General features: G+C 71.2%; 18 protein-coding genes and 1 pseudogene. 17 read left to right on the top strand and 2 right to left on the bottom strand.

The features are described from left to right. Nucleotides 1–26 precede the first annotated feature (26 nt). Both ACFWPI_RS15880 and ACFWPI_RS15875 read right to left on the bottom strand, forming a co-directional pair. Nucleotides 27–749, bottom strand: coding sequence for an HAD family hydrolase (locus ACFWPI_RS15880; RefSeq protein ID WP_380375943.1), 723 nt, complete (start codon nt 747–749; stop codon nt 27–29). A 2-nt stretch (nt 750–751) separates the two neighbouring features. Further along, complete coding sequence (locus ACFWPI_RS15875; protein WP_380375942.1) at nt 752–2,134, bottom strand: helix-turn-helix domain-containing protein; 1,383 nt, start codon at nt 2,132–2,134, stop codon at nt 752–754. 507 nt (nt 2,135–2,641) lie between these two features. Here ACFWPI_RS15875 and ACFWPI_RS15870 point away from each other — a divergent pair. The 17 genes and pseudogenes from ACFWPI_RS15870 (at nt 2,642) to ACFWPI_RS15790 (ending at nt 21,308) form a co-directional block, all read left to right on the top strand. Further along, nucleotides 2,642–3,616, top strand: a complete 975-nt coding sequence (locus ACFWPI_RS15870) for a hypothetical protein (protein WP_380375940.1) — start codon at nt 2,642–2,644, stop codon at nt 3,614–3,616. A gap of 55 nt (nt 3,617–3,671) precedes the next feature. Beyond that, nucleotides 3,672–5,171 (top strand): amino acid permease, encoded by a 1,500-nt coding sequence (locus ACFWPI_RS15865; RefSeq protein WP_380375939.1) that lies wholly within the window; start codon nt 3,672–3,674, stop codon nt 5,169–5,171. A gap of 71 nt (nt 5,172–5,242) precedes the next feature. Continuing rightward, complete coding sequence (locus ACFWPI_RS15860; protein ID WP_380375937.1) at nt 5,243–6,604, top strand: glutamine synthetase family protein; 1,362 nt, start codon at nt 5,243–5,245, stop codon at nt 6,602–6,604. Nucleotides 6,605–6,686: 82 nt separating this feature from the next. Beyond that, nucleotides 6,687–8,228, top strand: coding sequence for a Mur ligase domain-containing protein (locus ACFWPI_RS15855; RefSeq protein ID WP_380375936.1), 1,542 nt, complete (start codon nt 6,687–6,689; stop codon nt 8,226–8,228). A gap of 29 nt (nt 8,229–8,257) precedes the next feature. Next, complete coding sequence (locus tag ACFWPI_RS15850; protein WP_380375935.1) at nt 8,258–8,776, top strand: hypothetical protein; 519 nt, start codon at nt 8,258–8,260, stop codon at nt 8,774–8,776. Continuing rightward, the gene (locus ACFWPI_RS15845; RefSeq protein ID WP_380375933.1) at nt 8,773–9,003 is read left to right on the top strand and encodes a hypothetical protein; all 231 of its coding nucleotides are present in this window, start codon (nt 8,773–8,775) and stop codon (nt 9,001–9,003) included. Before ACFWPI_RS15850 ends, ACFWPI_RS15845 begins: the two co-directional genes overlap by 4 nt. A gap of 71 nt (nt 9,004–9,074) precedes the next feature. Continuing rightward, entirely contained in the window at nt 9,075–9,617 is a 543-nt protein-coding gene (locus tag ACFWPI_RS15840; RefSeq protein ID WP_380375931.1) for a hypothetical protein, read from the top strand. 37 nt (nt 9,618–9,654) lie between these two features. Beyond that, a pseudogene (locus tag ACFWPI_RS15835) lies at nt 9,655–11,475 on the top strand (glycoside hydrolase family 15 protein); the annotation flags it as partial. Between the two features lie 93 nt (nt 11,476–11,568). Then, nucleotides 11,569–13,560, top strand: a complete 1,992-nt coding sequence (locus ACFWPI_RS15830) for an ATP-binding cassette domain-containing protein (protein ID WP_380375998.1) — start codon at nt 11,569–11,571, stop codon at nt 13,558–13,560. Between the two features lie 50 nt (nt 13,561–13,610). After that, nucleotides 13,611–14,411: a hypothetical protein gene (locus ACFWPI_RS15825; RefSeq protein ID WP_380375930.1), complete on the top strand. Its 801-nt coding sequence runs from the start codon at nt 13,611–13,613 to the stop codon at nt 14,409–14,411. 335 nt (nt 14,412–14,746) lie between these two features. Further along, nucleotides 14,747–16,003 carry a Helicase associated domain protein gene (locus ACFWPI_RS15820; RefSeq protein ID WP_380375929.1) on the top strand — a complete coding sequence of 419 codons (1,257 nt, stop codon included), beginning with the start codon at nt 14,747–14,749 and terminating at the stop codon, nt 16,001–16,003. 551 nt (nt 16,004–16,554) lie between these two features. Further along, nucleotides 16,555–18,360 carry a ParB/RepB/Spo0J family partition protein gene (locus ACFWPI_RS15815; RefSeq protein ID WP_380375927.1) on the top strand — a complete coding sequence of 602 codons (1,806 nt, stop codon included), beginning with the start codon at nt 16,555–16,557 and terminating at the stop codon, nt 18,358–18,360. A gap of 102 nt (nt 18,361–18,462) precedes the next feature. After that, nucleotides 18,463–19,014 (top strand): hypothetical protein, encoded by a 552-nt coding sequence (locus tag ACFWPI_RS15810; protein ID WP_380375925.1) that lies wholly within the window; start codon nt 18,463–18,465, stop codon nt 19,012–19,014. After that, on the top strand, nt 19,011–19,691 hold the full coding sequence (locus tag ACFWPI_RS15805; protein WP_380375923.1) for a hypothetical protein: 681 nt from the start codon (nt 19,011–19,013) through the stop codon (nt 19,689–19,691). The genes ACFWPI_RS15810 and ACFWPI_RS15805 overlap by 4 nt, the downstream gene beginning before the upstream one ends. Nucleotides 19,692–19,918: 227 nt before the next feature. Then, nucleotides 19,919–20,125 (top strand): antitoxin VbhA family protein, encoded by a 207-nt coding sequence (locus ACFWPI_RS15800; RefSeq protein WP_359904929.1) that lies wholly within the window; start codon nt 19,919–19,921, stop codon nt 20,123–20,125. A gap of 2 nt (nt 20,126–20,127) precedes the next feature. Beyond that, entirely contained in the window at nt 20,128–20,805 is a 678-nt protein-coding gene (locus ACFWPI_RS15795) for a Fic/DOC family protein (RefSeq protein ID WP_380375054.1), read from the top strand. A 332-nt stretch (nt 20,806–21,137) separates the two neighbouring features. Then, nucleotides 21,138–21,308, top strand: coding sequence for a hypothetical protein (locus ACFWPI_RS15790; RefSeq protein WP_380375055.1), 171 nt, complete (start codon nt 21,138–21,140; stop codon nt 21,306–21,308). Nucleotides 21,309–21,327: the final 19 nt, after the last annotated feature.

Here is a 21,327-nt window from a genome sequence, read left to right as displayed (position 1 = left end):
GCCGTGCGGGTGGCGTCGCTGCCGAACTACCGACGGCGGGCCGTGAGTTCTGCAATGGCGCGGAGTACCGCCTGTGGGTCGCGCAGGCTGTCGAGGACACGGTCCGCCCCGGCGTCGGCGAGCTGGTCGGCCGTGGTTGTGCCGGAGGCGACAGCGATCACGCCTGCTCCGCCTTCCGCTCCGGTCCGCACGTCTTCGAGCGAGTCCCCGATGATGACCGTGTTCGATCGGCCGAAGGTCTTCCCATGGCGGGCGGCGGCTCGGCGCTGGGCGACGCCGACCAAGGCCGGCCGGTGGGAGTCGTCGGAGGCGAAGCCGCCAACGGTGAGGTCGACGTACTGATCGAGGCCGAAGGCGCGGAGTTTGATCTCCGCGTTCTGCTGCAAGTTGCCGGTGACCACGGTGGGCACGAGGCCCGGGTGGGCGTCGACTGCTGCGAGTGCGGCGGTGGCACCAGGCATGAGCTGGCCTCCTGCGCGCAGCTGCTCGGCTTTCGCGGCGAGGAGCCTGGGCAGGAGTTCGACGATCTGCTCTGCGAACACCTCCAAGTCCCGGTGGTCGACATCGTTGGCCGTGAGCAGTTCCCATACCGCCAGCGGCATCGTGCGGCCGGTGCCGCGTTCGGGAAGCTTCACCGCGTCGCGTCCGACGACCTGGCGGAACGCCTCGCGGTAGACGGCACGGTCGGTCTCGCCGACGTACACCAGGGTGCGGTCGATGTCCCACAGAACGAGCACGGTGCTGGTCACGGTCACGACTCCTTGGCCGCCATCATTTGTTGTGATCGTTCTATCAGCTCGTTCGACCGCGGGCCGGGGATGGCCTGGAGGTGCTCCACGGTCTGCTCCAGGTGCTCGGTCAGCCTGGCCGACCGGACCTTCGACGCGAGGGTGAAAGCGGCATCGGCGGCCATGAAGCCCCCATCCTGGTCGCCGGCGAGAAGGTGCGCGGAAGCGGCCCTCGATGCGAAGAGCGCCCGTGTCCGGAGGTCGGCGGGATTCAGGGTGGAGGCAGCCTGCTCGAAGTGGTCTGCGGCGGTCTTGTGGTCGCCGAGTTGGAGGTGACAGCTCGCGGTCTGGCCGAGGATCTCCCCACGGTTCATCCAGTAGAGCCATCCAGGGTCGTTTTCGGCCGGGCCGAGCTGGGCCAGTTCTGCGGCTCGCCCGAGCGCGCGCTGGCATGCCTGGCGTTCCCCGAGCTTGGCGTGCCCGCGCGCCTGACGGGTCAGGAGCATGGCCTCCAGGTGCGAGGCATCGAGGGTGTGGACCTTTTCCCTGGCAGCCTGCATCGCGGTCACGGCGTCGCGGGGGTCGCCGATCGAGTAGCTCTGGATGGCGAGGTAGGACAGAGCACCGGCGCCGTATCGGGGGTCGCCGGAGGCATGGGCGGCCCGAAGTGCCGACAGGAGAGCGCGTTGGGCCGGTTTGTGGTGGCCGGCGTCGAAGTGGAACCAGCCGAGCTGGGTTGCAGTGTCGGCGGCGATGCCGGCCAGGCGTCGTCCGATCTCCTCGGTGTAGCTGGCTGACTTCAACGTCTCGTGCAGGACGCTGAGATGGGCACGGGCGAGGCCAGCGACCAGGCCGCTGCCGGAGCTGGCGTCCATGGTGCGCAGGCTGTCGATCGTCCCCTGGAGGCTACCGACGAGCGCGGGGGTCACCTGAGCGCCGCCGAGTGCGCGTTCGAGGGGCTCGGCGTCGGCGATTCCCCACTGGTGGATGTAGGCGGAAAGGGCGGTTCCGGCCAGGAGCAGGAAGTGGCGGCGATTCGGACGCATGGGCATGGCGGCAGGCTCCCCTCGCATCGCGTCGTGCAGTGCCGCCACCATACGGCGGGCCGTCCACGGCCCGGCGGTGTCGTCATGAGCAGGGAGTGAACTGACGCTCCGTCCTGGGGTAGGCGGGTCCGCGGCCGTGCGCAGCGGGAGCCTCACCAGATCGGCCGGGGCGCCAACTGCGTCGAGGAACTCGATGATCCGGTCGATGTGGGTCAACTGCACCCGGCTGGCCTCCAGCCTCGACAGGTAGCCCTGGGTCAGCCCGGTGATCCCAGCCAGATCGTCCTGGCGAAGCGGAACGATCTTCCGAATGCGCTTGCTCAGCCTGCCGAAGTCCAGTTCGGCAAGGCTGTCGCGCACCAGGGCGTCTCGCCACACCCACGCGGGAACGGGCTCGGACGGTGTCTCGGCGACCGTCCGCGCGCACGGGCCACACGCACTGGCGCTGTCGTTGTACCGGCTGAGCGCGCATCCACAACGCTCGCATCGCCGCACCCCCATACCGCCCCTCCCGTCCGCGGGAGCCTTGGCCTCCCACAGGCGGCCCCGTGATCATATTTCAGCGCGAATATGACTACGCGAATGGTCGCCGCCGAACACTCTCAGGCACCTTACTGCGGCGAGCAGTTGACCATGGCGGAATTCGATCACTCCGCGTCCCAGGACGTCCCGCACGCGTCCCCCGGTGGGGTCGCGTCGTCCGGCGAACCGCCGCCACCATCTGACGCAGGGGAATCAGAAGACGCAGCTCACCAGCGGGGTTCTACGGCTGAAGCTCGCCGGGCTGGCCGCGCTCTGCCCGCGGCCCGGGGCTGGTGCCCACGGTGGCCACGTCCACGCTCACGACATGTCTGGAAGGACGCTCCCATGAACGCCGTGTCGCCCGCTCGGCCGGTGTACCACCCCGCCGGGTTCGACGATGCGCTGCGGACCGCAGTGGACGATCTGCGGGCCGGACGCTGGCTGTCGACGCAGCGGCTACTGGCCGCGACGGCGAATGCGGGGCTGCGGACGTCTCGGACGCAGGTTCTGGCGTTGGTCGCGGCCCGGTCCACGGTGCTTAGCGATTGGGAGCGCGAGGAGCCTGACGACCTGGGTCTTTCCATCCTGCGGACCCGGGTGATGGTCGAGCACGCCCTGGCCGCGGCCGAGGCCGGCTCTCCTCAGGCCGGGCCCCTGGAGCAGCAGGCCCGCGAGTCCTGCCGGGCCTCCGCCGAGGCGGTGTGCTCGGACCCTGTGCCGTGGGTGTGCTTGCTCGCTCTGGCCGTGTTGGACCGTGCCAGGCATCGGCCCGAGCACCAGCAGCGTTCGTCGGACCCGATGCTGCCGCCCGGCCCGTGGGGGCTGCTCGACGAAGCGCAAAGGCGTGATCCGGGCAGCCGCGAGGCCCACCACCGCATGCTCCGCTACTGGCACCAGGTCTACCGGCCGGCAGCGGCGGACTTCGTGAACGTCGTCATGCCGAGGGTGCCAGCCGGATCGCCACTGGTTGCCCTGCCGCTCTACCTGTCGGTCGACCAGTACCGCAACGAGCCGCGGCGGAACGCAGTGGTGCTTCGGCAGTGGCTGCGGGAACCCCACTTCTCCCGTGCCCAGCGCGCATACGAGAGCTGGTCCGCAGCGGCTCCCGGGTCGTGGCCTGTCTCCGATCTCAACTACCTCGCCCACGCCCTGTGGGCGTCGGCCCAGATGGATGCCGCCGTTGAGGTCTTCACCGCGCTCGGCCAGTTCGCTTCCAGAGCCCCGTGGAGCCTGGTCGCCGAGTCGCCGGACCGGGCGGAGGACCTGCTGCTGACCGCGCGCCAGCAGGCCCTCGCCGGCCGGGCGACCGCCCTGGCCTGAACCGCCCCCTGCCTGCCCACCGCCCACGTTTACTTTTGTACGGAGGTCGACCTCGATGTCCCCCACTCACACCGCTCCGCCGTCCGACGAGGAACGGCTGCGCCAACTCGGCTACGAACCCAAACTGAGCAGGAGAATGGGCGAGTTCGGCAACTTCGCCAGCGCCTTCTCCGTGATCTCGATTCTCAGCGGCTGCATGACGATGTTCGCATTCGGTCTGAACACCGGCGGGCCGGCGGTGATGTTCTGGGGCTGGATCATCGTCGGCGGTCTGGTCATGTTCGTCGGCCTGGCCCTGGCCGAGGTGACCTCGGCCTACCCGACGAGCGGCGGCCTGTACTTCATGGCGCACCAGCTCGGCGGCCCGCGGTGGGGCTGGCTGGTCGGCTGGCTCAACCTGCTCGGGCTGATCGGCGGCATCTGCGGCATCGACTACGGCGCGGCCAGCTTCATCGGGGCCTTCCTCAACCTCCAGTTCGGCTACGAGCCCACCCCCCTCGGTCTGTTCGGGATCTTCGCGGCCGTCCTGCTGCTCCACGCGCTGCTGAACCTGCCGAACGTGCGGCGGGTCGCCGTCCTCAACAGCGTCTCGGTGTGGTGGCACATCGGCGGCGTCGTGCTGATCGTCGGAGCGCTCGCGATCGTGCCCACCCAGCACCAGGACGTCAGCTGGGTCGTCGGGCACTTCGTCAACAACACCGGCTGGAGCAACCCGCTCTACGTCTCCTGCATCGGCCTGCTGCTGGCCCAATACACCTTCTCCGGCTACGACGCGAGCGCGCACATGGCCGAGGAGACCACCAAGGCGTCGGTGTCGGCGCCTCGCGGGATCGTCCGTTCGATCTGGGTGAGCTGGATCGCCGGTGCCGTGCTGCTGGCCGGCATGCTGTTCGCCATCCAGGACTACGACGCCGTCCTCAACTCGCCCACCGGCGTGCCCCCGGCTCAGATCTTCATCGACGCGCTCGGGACGACCGGGGCAAAGACGCTTCTCGTCGTGGTGATCGTGGCGCAGTTGTTCTGCGGCAACGCGGAGACGGCCGCGTCGGCGCGGATGGTGTTCGCGTTCTCCCGGGACGGCGCGCTGCCCGCCTCGGGGTTGTGGAGCCGGGTGTCGGAGCGTACCGGGTCGCCGGTGGCGGGGGTGTGGTTGTCGGTGGGGGCGGCGCTGGTGCTCGCGCTGCCGTCGCTGTGGTCGGCCACGGCATACGGGGCGGTGACCGCCGTGAACGTCGTGGGGATGACGCCGGCGTACGCGGTGCCGATCTACCTGCGGCTTCGCCGGGGGCGCCAGTTCAGGCCCGGGCCGTGGAACCTGGGCCGCAGGGGCCCGCTGATCGGGTGGATCGCGGTGGTCTGGGTGGCCGTGGTGAGCGTGCTGGTGTGCCTGCCGCAGTCCTTCCCGGTGACGGTGGATACGTTCAACTACGCTCCCGTAGCACTCCTGGCGGTGATGGTGCTGGCGTGGGCGTGGTGGCTCAAGGCGGGGCGCTCGTACGCGCCGCCGGTCCAGCAGTCGGCCGAGCTGACGGAGCTGACCGAGGAGGTCGTGTGACGGGCCGCCGCCGCGCAGGTCGTACGGCAACGATGCGGGCAGCCCGGTACCGCGGGGCCGGCAGCTCGCCGATGGCAGCTTCGCCCACCGGACTGCTGCACCGGCTGGTGGCCGACTTCGGGATCGACACGGTGCTGCTGGCGGCCGTCGACGTGCAGGGCCGGCTCAAGGGCAAGGAGTACGACGCGGCCTGGCTGGTGGACCGGCTGCGGTCGGGCCGGCTGGCCCCGGAAATGTGCGGGTACGTGATTGCCACCGACCTCGGGATGACCGCCCCGGCGACCGGGCCGTTCTCGTGGGCGAGCGGCTTCGGCGACATCGGGCTGCTGCCCGACACCCAGCACGCCCGCATCCTGCCGTGGCTGCCGTCCACCGCGGTGGTGCTCGCCGATCCGGTCAGCAAGGGGTGGCCGCACCCGCTCGCCCCGGCCACCGTGCTGGCCGAGCAGCAGGAGCAGCTCGCCGGTGTCGGCCTGACAGCGATGGTGGGGGTCGAGACGGAGTTCCTGCTCTACTCGGGCACCGCCCGGGATGCGGCGGCGGCCGGCTGGCGTGGGCTTCGCCCGGCCACCTGGGACAACCGCGACTATGCCCTCGACCAGCCGTCGGCGGTGCGGGAGTTCAGCCGCAGACTCCGACAGGTCCTGGCCGCCGCCGGTCTGCCGGTCGAGGCGGTCAAGGGCGAGGGCGGTGCCGGCCAGATCGAGGTGACCTTCCCGTACGGCCCGGTCCGCGAGGCGTGCGAGCAGCACGTGCTCTTCAAGCACGCCGCCAAGACGGTCGCGGACGAGCAGGACCTGACTGCGTCGTTCATGGCGTCCCCAGCCACCGGGGTCGGCAGCGGCCTGCACCTGCACGTCTCGCTGCACGATGTCGACGGCCGACCGGTCCTGGCCGCCGACCCCGAGGACGGGACCGAACTGTCGGAGCTGGGCGAGCAGGCAGTGGCCGGGCTGCTGGAGGTGCTGCCGCAGACCGGCCCGCTGTGGGCGCCGTACGTGAACAGCTACAAGCGCGTCGCCGACCACTCCTTCGCTCCGGCCCGCTTCACCTGGGGCCGGGACAACCGCTCGTGCGCGGTGCGGGTGGTCGGGCACGGCCGCAGCCTGCGGCTGGAGGTCCGCCTGCCCGGCGCGGACGCCAACCCGATGCTCGGGTTGGCGGCCGTCCTGGCCGGCGTCCGGCACGGAGTCGCGTCCGGACTCAAGCCCCCGCCCACCACCTGCGGCGACGCCTACCTGAACCGTGAAGCGTCGCCTGTGCCGCAGTCCCTGGCCGAGGCGCTCGGCGCCTTCGAGACCAGCGAGCTGGCCGGTGAGCTGCTCGGCGAGTCGGTCGTCGCGCACCTGGCCCGCGTTGCCCACCTGGAGCTGGATCACCACGCCGCCCGCGTCACCGACGCCGAGCTGGAGCGCGGTTTCACCCAGGCATGAGCCCCGGGCCGGTCGCGGCGCCAAACCCCCGGACCCGCGACCGGCCCGGTCCATCCCACCCCTCACCCTGCTGGAGGACTCCATGGAGAGCATGGACGCCTGTTCCGTCCGACCCCGCACGAAGGGGAGGGCGAAGCCCGCCCCCGACCTTCTGGCCAAGGCGCACCTGGTCGACGTCACCGCGCCCGGCATGGAGGGTCTGGCGTTGTGGCTGGCCGACCGCGGCCTGGACGTCACCGGCAGCATCGGCCCCGCAGACCAGGACAGCGCCGCCGCCGCCCGGCTGCGCGAGGCCGGCGTGGGCGTGGTGGTCGGCTTCGACGCGTGCAACGTCCGGGCGGGCCGGACCTGTGTGGTGTGGTCGGGGGTGGTGGCCGCTGCGCACCCCGAACTCGATCGGGCTCAGGAGTTGAAGCTGCCGGTGCTCGCCCGCGCGCACGCGCTCGCGGTGACCGCCGGGTTCGGCGGTCAGCTCGTGGCCGTCGGCGGCAGCCACGGCACCGCGACGGCGGCGGCGGTGCTCGCCGTCGCGCTGGACGACGGCCACACGGGCTGGATCCTCAACGCCCCCGCCCGCAACGGGCCGCCGGGGCACGGCGGCGACCGGCGGCTGGTGGTGGACCTGTGCCCGGACACCACCACCCACGAGGCCGCTCCCCTCGGGTCCTGGAGTTTCCGCCCCGGCACCGCGACCTTGTACCGGCGGCCGCAACCAGCGGTCACGCTGATCACCAGCGCCACCCGGAACGCGCCGCATTTCGAGGACACCATCGAGGCGCTGAACGACGCCACCAGCCTCGCCCGTTCGTCGGGCACGGTGGTGCTACCGCTGTGGGACAAGGGCGCCAAGATCGTGCACGAGAGACTCACGGACCGGCCGTCGCTCACGGGCGGGCCCGGCCCCACCGTGGTGACCGTCGGCATCACCGAAGACGCCGACGTGTGGGTCCTCACGCCCCGGTGGCTCGGCAGCGAGTACCTCCTCACGCTCCACTACCAGGGTGTGCAGCACCAATTCACCGTCCCGGTCATCGGCCGCCACCATGCTCTGGCGGTCTGCGCGGCCATCGCCACCGCCCTCGTCGTCGGCGAGGACCCGCAGGCCGTGGCGGAGCGCATTGGCACCTTCCGCGGCGCCATGTGCTCGCTGGCCGTGCTCGGCACGGAGTACGGCATCACCGTGGTGACCTCGGGTGCCCTGCACCCGCGCGAGATTTGTCAGGACGTCACGGCCGCCCGGATGCTCACCGAGGAGAACGTGGTCGTCGTCCTGGAGTCGGACGGCATGGCCCGCACCAGCGCCCACGCCGTCGAACTGGGCGCCGCCCTGGGCGATGCCGATCTCGCACTGCTCCTGCCGGTCAGTACCCCGCTGGCCGAGTGCCCCGAGCCCGACCCACTGGACGCCGTCGAGCGGGCCGCCGTCCGAGCCCTCGGCGACGGTGCGGTCCACCGTGTCCGCTGCGGTCTGAACGACCCCGGCCCGGAGCAGCGGGTCTTCGAGATGACGGCCGAGGGCGACCTCGTCCTGGTCGTCGGGACCGGCCGCCGGACCGAGCGGCTCGGACGCCGCCTGCTGCACCGCCTCAGGCCCGCTGGGGCCCTGGGCGACGACCGCCCGTGAACCCGCCGCCGACCGCCGGAGACACCATCATGGCCACCGCCCTTCCCGCCCATGCCCTGACCGAGCAGCAGGTCCGTCTGCTCGGACACATCGGCGCCGAATCCACCGTCCGTACGATCGCGGCCGACCCCGAACTCCCGTGGGCGCGCGCCGAGGTCGACGCCGCCGTGAAGGAGCTGCTGGCGGTCAGCGGCACCCGCACCGAGTCCCAGCTCGTCGCGTGGGGCACCGCGCACCGCCTCATCACCGACACCTCGCAGCCCTGCGCCGCGCTCGCCGCCGAGATCCGGCTCCCCCTGCGTCTCCACCGTGTCCTGGTGGGCTGGGTCGGCGGGCGCACCTCCCCGGAGCTCGCGACCGATTTCGACGTCACGCCCTCGACGATGCGCGGCTACAGCAGGGACCTGCGGTCCTGGTTGGGTGTGCGATCCCAGGTGCAGGCGAGCATCGCCGCCGTCCTGGCCGGCCTGGTTCAACTCAGGGACGTCGACCCGTCGTGGCCCGCCGAGCCGCTGCATCACGCCGCGGCCTGCGGACAGGCCGCGTGAGCACCCGCCACGCCGGCGATCGGGCCGCGATCGGAGTCCAGGTCGGAGCCGCCGCCCACTACCTCGTCCAGCACCGAACGCGGCTCACCCAGCCGCTCTACCCGGCGGTCTTCGCCCTCGTCGCCTTCGGCACCCTGGCCGTCGCCGACCGCCTGCTCACCTCGCGTTCTGCACCGAAGTGCCGGACCGGATCCTCCCAGCAGGACCAGACCCAGCTGACCGACTGAACACCCGCACCACCCCATGGCGGCCGTTTCGGGCCAGGGCCGCACCCCGTCGACCAGAAAGACAGCACAGCATGACCACCCCAGCACCCGGTCGAGCCGCGGGTTTCCGCGACCACTCGCTGCCCTGTCGTCCGAGCCTGCGGTACATCGAGGCGCCAGCCGCCTTTGAGCCGGACGGCCGACCGTCCATCTACCTGGCCGGGCAGACTGTCGGCTGCCCGGACTGGCAGAGCCAAGCGGTCGCCCTGCTCACCGCGGGGGACTTCGACGGCACGGTGCTCAACCCGCGTCCCTCGCGGCGCCCGGCGACTGACCCGTACGCCGCGTGGCGGCCGTTCGGCTGGCAGGACCACAACATTCGCCGCACCGACGCGGTCCTGTTCTGGAACCCGATCGGCCACGTGCGGATTCAGGACTGCTACGAGGCCGGCCTGTTCACCTGTCACGGCGGCAGGGTCGTTGTCGGCTCGGACCCGGCCGACCCCGTCCAGCGGGCCAACCGCGTACTGCTCGCCCACCTCATGCCGTGGCTGCCCGTCGAGGACACCCTCGCCGACAGCGTCACCGCCGCTCTCGCCGCGCTCACCACCCCGGCCGCCGCGCCCGTGTGCTGACCTTCCCGCCCTCCCCTTCTGCTGCCTCAGGACCGCCATGCCCCGCACCGCAACCACACCGCCGATCGAGGACCACGCCCTGATCGGGAACATGCACAGCGCCGCCCTCGTCACCCTCGACGGGTCGATCAACTGGCTGTGCCTGCCACGCTTCGACTCCCCGGCCGCCTTCGCCGCCCTGCTCGGTACCGAGGAGCACGGCTTCTGGCGCCTGGCCCCCGCTTCCTACGACGAGGCCCCGCCTGTGCCGAGCACCCGGCGCCGCTACCGGGGCGAGACGCTCGTCCTCGAACAGGAATGGGACACCGGGCAGGGGTCGATCCGGGTCACCGACTTCATGCCCGTCTCGGAGCAGCCCGATCCGACCGCCAGCGTGATCCGCATCGTCGAGGGCTTGTCCGGTACGGTCCGTGTCGCCTCCGAGTTCCGGCCCCGGCCCGGCTACGGGGCGATCATCCCGACCATCCAGCGCACCGAGCAGCACACCGGGACCTGGATGAAAGCGAGCTGGGACCCGGACCCCGACGCCTACTGGTTGTACGGGCCGCCGCACAGCCCCGGACGCCGCGGCGCCTCCTGTCGGGCCGACTTCCCCGTCGCCGCAGGCGAGAGGATCGTTCTCGCGCTCACCTGGCAGGAGCGCTGGCTGCCGGATCCTCCGCGCGCACCCGATGCCCACGCCGTCCTCGCCGCCACGCTCGCCGAGTGGAGCGACTGGTGCTCGGACTACACGTACCGGGGCAGGGACCGGGCGGCGGTGATGCGGGCCGCGATCACGCTCAGGGCCATGTGCCACGTACACGGCGGGATCATCGCCGCTCCCACCACGTCGCTGCCGGAGGAGATCGGCGGCGAGCGGAACTGGGACTACCGCTACACCTGGCTGCGCGACTCCGCGCTCACCGTCGCCGCCCTCGTCAGGCTCGGCTTCCTCCGGGAGGCCCGGGCGTGGCGAGACTGGCTCACCGGCACCCTGGACCCCGCGAACCTGCACGTGCTCTACGAGATCAGTGGCGGCACGAAGACGGGTGAGAAGGTCCTGGACCACCTGCCCGGCTACGAGAACTCCCAGCCCGTGCGGGTCGGCAACGGCGCCGCCGGGCAGCTGCAACTCGACGTCTACGGGGAGCTGGCGGACGCCCTCCTGTTGGCCGAGGACGCGGGCCTGCCGCCGGACCGGGACGCCGACGCGCTGCTGCTCGCGATGGCCGACGAGCTGGAGCGGCGCTGGCACGAGCCGGACGAGGGGATCTGGGAAGTGCGCGGTCCGCGCCGGCACTTCACTCATTCCAAGGTCATGAGCTGGGTCTTCTTCGACCGCACCGCCACCCTCCTGGCCCGGCGCCCGGGTACCGGCCTCGCCGTGGCGCGCCTGCGCACGATACGCGACGAGATCCACGCCGACGTCTGCGCCCACGGGCTCGACCCGGTGCGCGGTTGTTTCACCCAGTCCTTCGGCGGTCAGGACCTCGACGCCTCCCTGCTGCTGATCCCCGCCGTGGGATTCCTGCCCGGCGACGACAAACGCGTCATCCGCACGGTCGAAGCCGTCCAGTGCGAACTCGCAACCTCCGACGGGCTCGTCCACCGCTATCCGACCAGCCGGCACCAGGCCAACGTGGACGGCCTCACCGGCCACGAAGGCGCCTTCGTGGCCTGCTCGTTCTGGCTCGTCGACGCCCTCACCGCGATCGGCCGCACCAGCGAAGCCCGCACCCTCCTCGACCGGCTCCTCGCCCTGCGCAACGACCTCGGCCTACTCGCTGAGGAGTACGACCCCGTCGCGCGGCGCCAGCTCGGCAACTTCCCCCAGGCCTTCTCCATGTGGGCACTCGCCGACTCCTGCCGCACCCTGTCCCCGGTCGCCACCGACCCGACGTTTCCGCGCCCGAGCGCCTGCCGATACCGCAGTCGTGCTGAACCTCAACACGATGCCGATCAAGGGAGCTTGATGAGCAGTATCCCGAAGCCCGCCGACGAGGTCTCCGACAGCGAGCAACTGCTGTTCGGCGGCTCGATGCGTTATGACTACGGCTGGGCCAAACACGAGATGGCCAGCGGTGAGGTCACGTTCTGGGCGGTGGCGCGTCAGATGCCCCGCTTCCTGCGCCTGGCCGGGCGGATGGCGTGGCAGGCCGACCGCCGGGCCCTGATCGCGCTGGTGGGCGCCGAGGTGCTGCGGGGCCTGGCAGCGGCCGCCGCGCTGATCGCGACCAACCGCGCCTTGTCCGCGATCCTGGCGCCCGGCGAGGTGGGGCAGGTACTGCGTGCAGCCCTCCCGGCGGTCGTCACGGTCGGTGCACTGGCCGCGCTCTCCTCCGTGCTGTCGGCAGTCTCCGCCTGGGCGGGCGGGCGACTGGAGCCCGCGGTCTTCCGACGGGCCACCGTGGAGTTCCTCGGCATCGTCAGCCGCTCCGAGCTGGAGGCCATCGAGGACCCCGCCTTCCTTGCGGAGGTCGACAGTGCTCGCTGGGGCGCGATGTCCCTGCAATCCATCATCGGCCAGGCCACCTCCGTCCTAACCGCTGGCCTCTCCCTCGTTTCCGCCGCCGGTGTCCTGTCCGTCCTCCACCCCGTGCTGCTGCCGATGCTGGTACTGATCACCGCACCGCGCGGTTGGGGAGCCGTCCTCACCGCCCGCCGCCAGTACGCCTCCACCCGGGCCTGGCTCCAGCACTCCCGCGCCAGCTCCGCACTGGCGGACATGATGATCCGTCCCTACTCGGCGGCCGAGCAGCGCGTCCACGCCAGCGGACCGTTCCTGCTTCACCACTACGAGCGGATGGCCGAATCCGCCGAACAGGAGCAGGCCCGCCTCGCCGGTGCCCGCGCCCGCACCGACCTGCTCACCGCCGCCCTCGCCGGCCTCGCCACCACCGCAGCGTTCGCTCTGCTCGGCTGGCTCGTGATCGACGGCTCGATCCCGCTCGCCGCCGCCGGTACCGCCGTCGTGGCCATTCGCTCCGGAGCCGCGAGCATCGGTGGCCTTGTGTCCCAGGTCAACCGCCTATATGAGGAGAGCCTGTTCGTCCGCGACCTCGACCAGCTTCGCCGCGACGGCCACCGCCGGGCCATCCCCACCGGCGGGACGCCCCTGCCGGAGCGTCCGGAGACGATCACCGTTGAGGAGGTGACATTCAGCTACCCCGGCCGGGAGGTCCCGGCGCTGGACAAGGTCAGCCTCACCATCCCGCGGGGGAAGGTCATCGCTCTGGTCGGCTCCAACGGGTCGGGTAAGTCCACGCTGGCCAACGTCCTGTGCGGCGTCTACCAGCCCCACCAGGGCAGGGTGCTGTGGGACGGCGTCGACACCGCCACCGCCGACCGTCACCAGCAGTTCCGCAGCGTCGCCCTGCTCGCACAGAACTTTCAGCGCTGGATCTTCACCTTGCGCGCCAACCTGCTGCTGGGGCGCCCCGAGGTCCCCCTCGGCCAGGAGCACCTGGACGCCGCCGCCGATTACGCCGACCTCCAGCCGGTGCTCGACGAATTGCCCCACGGGTGGAACACCCTGCTGGCCAAGGGATTCGAGCGAGGTGTCCAGCTGTCGGGCGGCCAGTGGCATCTGGTCGCCCTGGCCCGAACCCGCCTGCGCCTGACCACCCCCGACCGGGACGGCCGGCTGCCGGCGCTGGTCGTCGTCGACGAGCCCACCGCGGCCCTCGACCCGCAGGCCGAAGTAGCCGCGTTCGAGCAGATCCGCCAGCTCACCGACCTCGGGGTCACTGTCGTACTAATCACCCACCGCCTCGGCGCCACGGCGAAGGCCGACCACATCTTCGTCCTGGACCACGGCAGGCTCATCGAAGAGGGCACGCACGCCGACCTCATGGCCCGCCAGCCCGCGACGAGCTACCGCGAGGCGTACCTGCTGCAAGCCCGGCAGTACGACATCACCGTCCCTGGCCAGACGCGCGGCCGGGACGGAGCCGACACCCACTGATTCCGACCAGGTGTCGGCCGAGCCGACACCCGCTTCGACTGGAGGCTCTGATGGAACCGCTGCTGGGCGACGGACCGTTCGGCCCGGACGCCGGGGGTCTGCCCCGAGCGGGCTGGCAGTCCGAGATTCTGCCGGTGCTGCGCTCGCTGGCGGCCGACGAGGTCGCGGTGCACGGGCTGGAGGTGGCCGGGTCCGCCGCCGGGGACGGCCGGCTGCTCGACGTCTGGTCCGACCTGGACGTCCTGGTGACCACCAACCGTGATCCGGGGCCGGTCGCCGACAGGCTCGCGCTGGCGGTGACCGCCGCTCTCGGCCCCCTGTACGCGAGCAGCCGCTCCGCGGCCGGGCGGGAGACCGGGGTGCGGCTGGTCCTGGTGGACCTGCGCCGCATCGACCTTACGGTCCGCAGTACCGCCACCATCGAGAGCCTGGCGGCCCCATCCAGTCCCTCCGGGCTGGCCCAGATCGCCGAGGAGTTCCGGTTCGACGCGGTCCTCGCCGCGTTCAAGACCGCCCGCCAGGACCTGCTGATCGGCGCCCACCTCGCGCTCCAGCTCCCCAGACACCTGCTCGTCGCGGCCATGATCCTGCGCGACCAGGAGACCGGCACCCGCCACCACCGCCACGGCAGCACCCAGTGGAACACCTGGCTCAAACACCTCGCAGCGGTCACCCCTCCCACCAGTACGCTCCCCATCACCGCCTCGATCCGCCACCACGCCCACGTCCTGCAAGACCTCCTTGCCGTCCACGCACCCGACCTGGCCACCGACGACGAGCCCCTGCACCGGCTCCTCGCCGCCGTCGACCGCAGCGCCGAGACCCACTCGGCATACCAGGCCGGCGCCTGACCGACATCAGCCAGCCGGGCTGCTGGGCCGCGGCCAACGATGTCCGGCAGCCGCGTGGCTGACGGCGGCTGCCGTGCCGTCGCTGTCCGGCCGTGCCGCCCGCCGGCCCCCGCCCTGCTGCCCCAACACCCAGGTCACCTCCCGCGCTCCCCGGCGCACCCCCGCCACGCAACCACCGGGGCCTCCGGTACCTCCGGACATTCTGCTTGCCCCCTTCACACCCGCACCCCCGTACACAGGAGCACCATGTCCGCCCTCACAGCCGACCGGCACAGCGCCGACGGTCTGACGTTGTGGCAGCAGCAGCAGAGGGCCGTATCACCTATCACTCGACCGTGGCCGCGGCCAGCGCGTTCGCCCAGGTCCTGCGCTACGCGGTGCAGTACCTTCCGGCCGGGCAGCGGCCGAGCACGCTGTGGACCGGGCACGTCAACGGACGTCAGGACCGCGCCGTCCGACAGCGGGTTCTCGACCGGTTCCGCACCCACACGGGCGGCCTGGCCGTCCTCACCAACTCCCAGCTCCTGGTCGAAGGATTCGACGCCCCGGAGACCGACGCGGTCGCCATCATCGACCCGCGCCGCTCGAAAATCGGGATCACTCAGATCGCCGGACGGGCCCTGCGCCGCGGCGACCGCAGCCGCCCCAAGACGGCCGCCATCATCGTGCCGGCCACCACCGCCGAAGACGCGGACCAGGACCCGGACAGCGGCTTCGACACCGTCATCGCCACCGTCCAGGCCATGGCGGCCCTGGACGACCGGCTCGCCCGCCACCTCACCCGACTGCGCCGGACCCGGCAGCGCGGCGCCCGGCCTACGGAGCCGCCGTCACTGCCGAAGTGGATCTCTTTCAGCGGCACCGAGATCCCGGCGGGCTTCATCGACGCGGTCACCGTTCGGAGCGTCTTCTCCACCGGTTCCCGCAGGGCACGCCACCTGGAGGACCTGCGGGTCTTCCACACCGCGAACGGCCACCTGCGCGTGGCTCGGGCCTGGGTCGGCCCCAGCGGGGAGCGGACCGGCCAGTGGCTGCATAACGCGAGACACCGCCACCGCAACGGCTCCCTGCCGCGCGCCGTCGCGCACCAGCTGGAGGAACTGGGCGTGGTGTGGCACCGCCGGGACGCCGAGTGGGACCAGCTCATCCAGGACCTGACCGACTACAAGGCCGCACACGGGAACCTGCTGGTCCCGACCGCCTACGTCACCCCCGTCGGCCAACGCCCCCTCGGCGCCCAGGTCCGCGGCAAGCGCACCCGCTTCGACGCTCTGAGCGCTGAGCGGCGCGACGAGCTGACCGGGCTCGGGTTCGTCGCCAACGTCGCGCAGTCCCGGTTCATGGAGAACATCGAGTTGCTGAAGACGTTCAAGGCGGAGACCGGCCACGCGCGTGTCCCGGTGTCGGACAGGGGTGGTGATGGCGACCGGCTCGGAAACTGGCTGAAGAACTGCCGCCAGGCCGCCCGCCGCGGCGGGCTCCCCGCCTGGCAGCGCGCGGAACTCACCGCGTGCGGCGTCATCCTGTCCCCGGCGGCGGCTGGCCTCCGGGTACAGGATGCGGCAGGAGAGCCTGAGCTGCGGGGGACTTGAGTGTTCCGGCGACGCCGGAACACCGAGTTCGGCAGGGTGCGACACGCACGCCACACCTGCACGACCCTGCACCCCGTCACCTGCCTCGCCACCAGCGGGGCTGGCGTATCAGCGATCATCAGCGCAACAGTGGGAGAGGCATAGATCCCACGGTGCGCAGCCCTGGCCTGTTCTCATAGGCTGGGCCCTGCCGGGAAGCCGTCCAAAACCCGGACTGCACCAGGAAGTGGTCAGGGGTCCGGCCCCCCTCCGCGGCCCAGTATCCGGAGCCGGCCGCCCGCTTCAAGGGCGCTCCCGTTGGTCGCGTGGCTGCGCCACCGGCTGCGCCGGCCCTTGACCCGGGCGGCCTCTTTGCCCCGGACCCCAGGCAGCTGTCGGGGGGACGGGGGAGGTGTGCCCGTTGATCTGACGGTCCGTCAGTCATCTGACCGCCGTGCCGAACCGCGCCCTCAGGCTTGACCAGAAACCCTCAATGAGGTAATATTGTTCTTGTTGGGAGGGGATGGCACCCCCGACCGGCAGACAGAGACCATGCACCTGTTGGAGGATTCGTGACCACCGCATTCGCCCCCGCTGAGCTGCTGACCGACGAGGTTGCCTCGCCGGAGCTGGACGAGCTGACCGACGCTCTCGCTGCCGCGCCGAGCGACAGCCCCGACGGCCCCACCGACCAGGCCGAGGGCTCGGCGAAGGTGCTTCTCGAAGACGTTGATCCGAAGGAGCTGACCTTCACCCGCAACGTCCGAAAGGCGGAGCTGACCGCCGACTTCGTCGCTTCCATCGCGGAGAACGGCCTCTATCAGCCGATCATCGCCACCCCCCACGAGAACGGGATCGCGATCATCCTCGGCAACCGCCGGGCCAAGGGTGCGATCGAGGCTGGCCAGCTCGTTGACGTCATCGTTCGCAACGACCTCACCGCCGAAGAGGCGCGCATCATCGCGCAGCTGATCGAGAACATGCACCGGGAGGACATGAAGCAGAGCGAGATCGGCGACGCCTACGCGCAACTCTCCATCGAGCTCGGTCTCGACGCCGATCAGATCGCCACCCGGGTCGCCCAGGATCCGAAGAAGGTCCGCGCGTCGATCGCACTGGCCGGAATGCCGAAGACGGCCCGCGCTGCTGTCGACAAGGGCGCGCTCACCTTCGAGGATGCCGAGGCCCTGGCCGAGTTCGAAGGCGACCCGAAGGCGTACAAGCGACTCCTCGCCAAGATCGAGAATGGGCACGGTCTGAACTGGGCGATCAAGGATGAGCGGCGCAAGGCGGAGCGGGCCGCGCTGCGGGCGGAGACCGCGCAGGCGCTCGCTGCGGCCAACGTCCGGATGGTCGGCGAGCCGCAAGGGTTCAGCTGGAAGGCGTCGCGCGAGGTGGACGTCAACCGCCTCGCCGATGCTGACGGCGTGGTCCTGACGCCCGAAACCCACGCTGCTTGCGCCGGGCACGCAGCGTTCTTCAACGAGCACCAGGCCGAGGGCATCAAGGCAACCTTCATCTGCCGAAACCCCCACGAGTACGGGCACCACGTCTCCGGCTCCTACAACTTCCTCAGCGCCGAGGAGACGGCCGCCAAGGCGGCAGCGGAGCAGGCAGCCCGTGAGCGCCGGGAGGCCCTGGCCATCTCCCAGGAGGTGCGGGCGGAGTACATCCAGGAGCTCTGCCGCTCCAAGAAGGTGCCCAAGGGGATGACCAAGAAGGTTCTGCGGCTGCTCTACACGCTGGGGGCGGACGAGACCAGTCCTGAGGTGCTGGTCTACCTCAACGCGCCGGGTGACGACGACCGGACCGACCGATTCGAGCGCTTCACCCGCCGGATGGCTGAGGCGCGTCTCCCGCTGGTGCTGTTGGCCGCCGTTGCGGTTCGGGCGGAGCGTGCGGTCCGGCAGTCCCTCTCCGGCTACGGCGACAAGTGGGCCGCGCTGGAGTGGTTCGACTTCCTCGCGGCCTACGGCTACGAACTGACCGATCCTGAGATCGAGTTCGTGGCCGACCTCCGGGCGAAGCTCGCCGAGGCCGAAGCGCGAGCCGCAGCGAAGGCGGCGGCGGAGGAAGCCCGACAGGCTGACGCGGACGAGTACGACGAGTACGACGAGTACGAGGAGGAGCAGGAGGACGCCGAGGAGGAGGTGGGCGAGCCGGAGCTGGCCGCCGAGGAGGAGCAGGAGGACGCCGAGGAGGAGGTGGGCGAGCCGGAGCTGGCCGCCGAGGAGGATCAGGCGGACACCGAGAGCGAGCAGGAGACCGGCGACGAGCTGAACCGACACCTGGCGGTCGTCGCGAGCATCCTTTCGGACGACTCGGAGCAGGACTGGGAAGCGCTCTACCCGGAGATCAACGAGCCCATTGCCGCCTAGGACCAAGGGGATGGGATTCCCCGCCTGAACCAGCCGGGGGTGTCCGATGGCACCGGACACCCCCCGGCCCTGCCGACCACACCACCACCCGCCGGAGGACCCGTGCACCTGCATCTCGCCACCACCGACCACCGACCGCCCACTGTCCGAACCGACCTCGCTGTCCATCTCGCCGGGCACCATGAGGCCCACGCGGTGCTGATCGCTCGCACCATCCTGCTGACCATGCCGTCCGTCCGCGTGCGCCTGGCCCACCCACAGCCCGCGTACGAGGCGTACAAGGCGTGGACCAGCGCCGCCGACCGCGCCGCCCGAGTTCTTGCCGGGGCGGAATCCGGTACGGTCCCCGAGCCCGATGGACAGGTGTCCGGGCATCTCCGCTTTGACCGACCGGTCCCTCCGGCAGTCGTGGAGGCCCTGCCCGCGAAGCTCAGCCCGACCCGCGCGCCGCAACTGCGGGTCAGCGTCGGCGGTCTGCTGACCGTGGTCACCGACAAGGCGGCGTTCACCAGCCAGCTCAACCTCTGGACCACCGCCTACCGCCACGCTGCGCGCCGGTGGAGCAACCTTCCCTCCGTCGAGGAGCTGACGGCCGGAGCACTGCCCCGCTTCGACGACATCGCGGCTCCGGCGCTCGCCAAGGCGGCGGCATGAGCGACACCAGGCCGACCGGCCCGCAGTACGTCACCCTGGTTACCGAAGGCGGCTACCGGATTCACGCCACGATCACCCTTGACTGGGAGATCGGTGCCGCCCTCTACCGAATCCCGGAGCTGGGAGGCACCATCACCGTGGGGTGGGAGTCCGGCCACTACTACACGCGGTGCTGCGACGGGAACGCGATCCAGATCACCTATGGCAAGCCCGAACGAAGCCCGTTCACCAAGCACTACCAGGACGCGCCGACCGTCTACGGTGTCCAGCTTGCCGACCAAGCGGTCTTCCACCCCGAGACGATGAGCCCCACCAATCACCAGTGGCTGGTGGTCCGGCGCGAGCTCGGGGGGCACTACAGCCCCAGCGCGCCGGAGGGCACCCAGCGCAGGACCGCCGCCATCGTCCACGCGATCACCCGGCACATGCTGTCCCGCCCGTGGGCAGCTGATCTACGACGCGCCCACGACGAGGAGCACGCCCCAGCCCGGTACCGCCACCACCAGGGGGCCATCAGCGAGCTGGAGAAGGAAGCGGCCACGCTCCAGGAGAAGATCACGCGGGAGAAGACCCACGCAGCCGTCCAGGCAGCCGTGATAGAGGGAGCGGCCAGCAGGGAGCGCGGAACCCAACCGCTGCCCGCCCTGCTGGCCGAGCACCAGCAGCTTGCCGCATGAGACCGGCCGCCCGATCCGACGACACGGGTCGGGCGGCCGGGCGGCCGGCACCGCGGGGGAGGGGGCATCGAGCCCCCTCCCCCGCGCCCGCCTCCGCCCCCGGAGCCAGCCGCCTGCCGCGACCGACCCGCCGACCACCCCGGCCCCAGCGTGCCCACCACCGCAGGGCACGTACGCTGATGAGAGAACCCGCGCCCGCCCCGCGCGAACCCGAGGAGCCAACCCCGATGCACCACCCCGTCACCACCCCGGAGGACCGCCGCCGGGCGGTCACCTCCGCCACGGGCTCGGTCCGAGCCGAGGGCCTCACCCCCAGCACGGACTACCTCACCGACGCCGAGGAGTACGCGGCCGGTCGGATCACCGCAGACGAGCTGGTCCAGCGAGCCGAAGCCCGCCACCGCACGCCGGGCGCAGAGCAGACGGCCCCCTGACAGTGGCCGACCCCTACGCCGATCCGGACAGCGGAGTCCTGCGCAACCGGCTCGGCATCACCGACCAAGGGCAGCTCGCCGCCGCCGAAGCCGACATCACGGCCGCCCGCCTCACCCGGATCGCCGAAAAGCCCGTTCCCGGCCGGTACGACCTCGCCCACCTCCAGGGCTTCCACCGCGAGGTCTTCGGCAGCATCTACCCGTGGGCGGGGGAAGTCCGCTCCATCGAGATCGCCAAGGGGAACACCCAGTTCTGCCTCGTCCGGATGATCCCGGGCTTCGCCGACGACACCTTCGGCCGACTCGCACGCCGTCAGGACTACCTCCGCGGCCTCGACCGGGACAGCTTCCTCACCGGGTTGGCCGACCTCTACGGCGACGTCAACGCCCTGCACCCGTTCCGTGAGGGCAACGGGAGGGCACAACGGGCCTTCCTCGGCCAGCTCGCCGCCGACGCCGGGCACCCGATCGACTGGACCCGGCTCGACCCCGACCGCAACACGCTGGCGTCCATCGCGTCGTTCAACGGCAACACCGGCCCCCTCCGCGCGATGCTCGCCGACCTCACGGTGGAGCAGCCGGCCACCAGGACCACGCCGACCACCAGGACCACGACCCCGGTACAGCTGATCCAGCCCCCGCCGGTCCAGACGCCCAACCGGCCGACCATCCGTCCATGACCGCAGACAAGCGGAAGGCCGGTGGACACACCCGCGAACGGGTACCCCGAAGGGCGTTGGCACGCATCCACCGGCCAGAGACCACAGCACCCCACAGAGGGGGCGTGCAGAACCTCCAGCATAGACCAGCCGACCTCCCCGCAGGCATCCGTTGACCGCATCAGCCCCGCCTCTGAAATCATCAGGCGACAAACCGGCACAAGACCAGGAGCGAGCGCATACCCGACCCCGAGCACTCCTCTCACCTGCTGGATCAAGTGGTCCGTACCTCCAGGCGCGTCGCCGTCCCGGAGCCTGAGCCGCTTCGCCGGTGGCATCTGCTGACCGATGTCATGGACCCCGGCGAGCCGGCCGTCCCGAACGACGGTGGACACGATCCGCAGTGCACGAACGCCCACCCCTCCGTGCAGTTCGCGATCGGCCACGGCCCGGATCGCCGCGAGGTGACCACCTCGGCCTGCATCCTGGGCACCGCCGACCTGTTCACGACCTCCACCGACTGAGCTCGTTTCTGGACCTCCC

The organism is Kitasatospora sp. NPDC058492 (assembly GCF_042720685.1).
Lineage (GTDB): Bacteria > Actinomycetota > Actinomycetes > Streptomycetales > Streptomycetaceae > Kitasatospora.
This window is presented reverse-complemented; position numbering and strand designations above follow the sequence as displayed.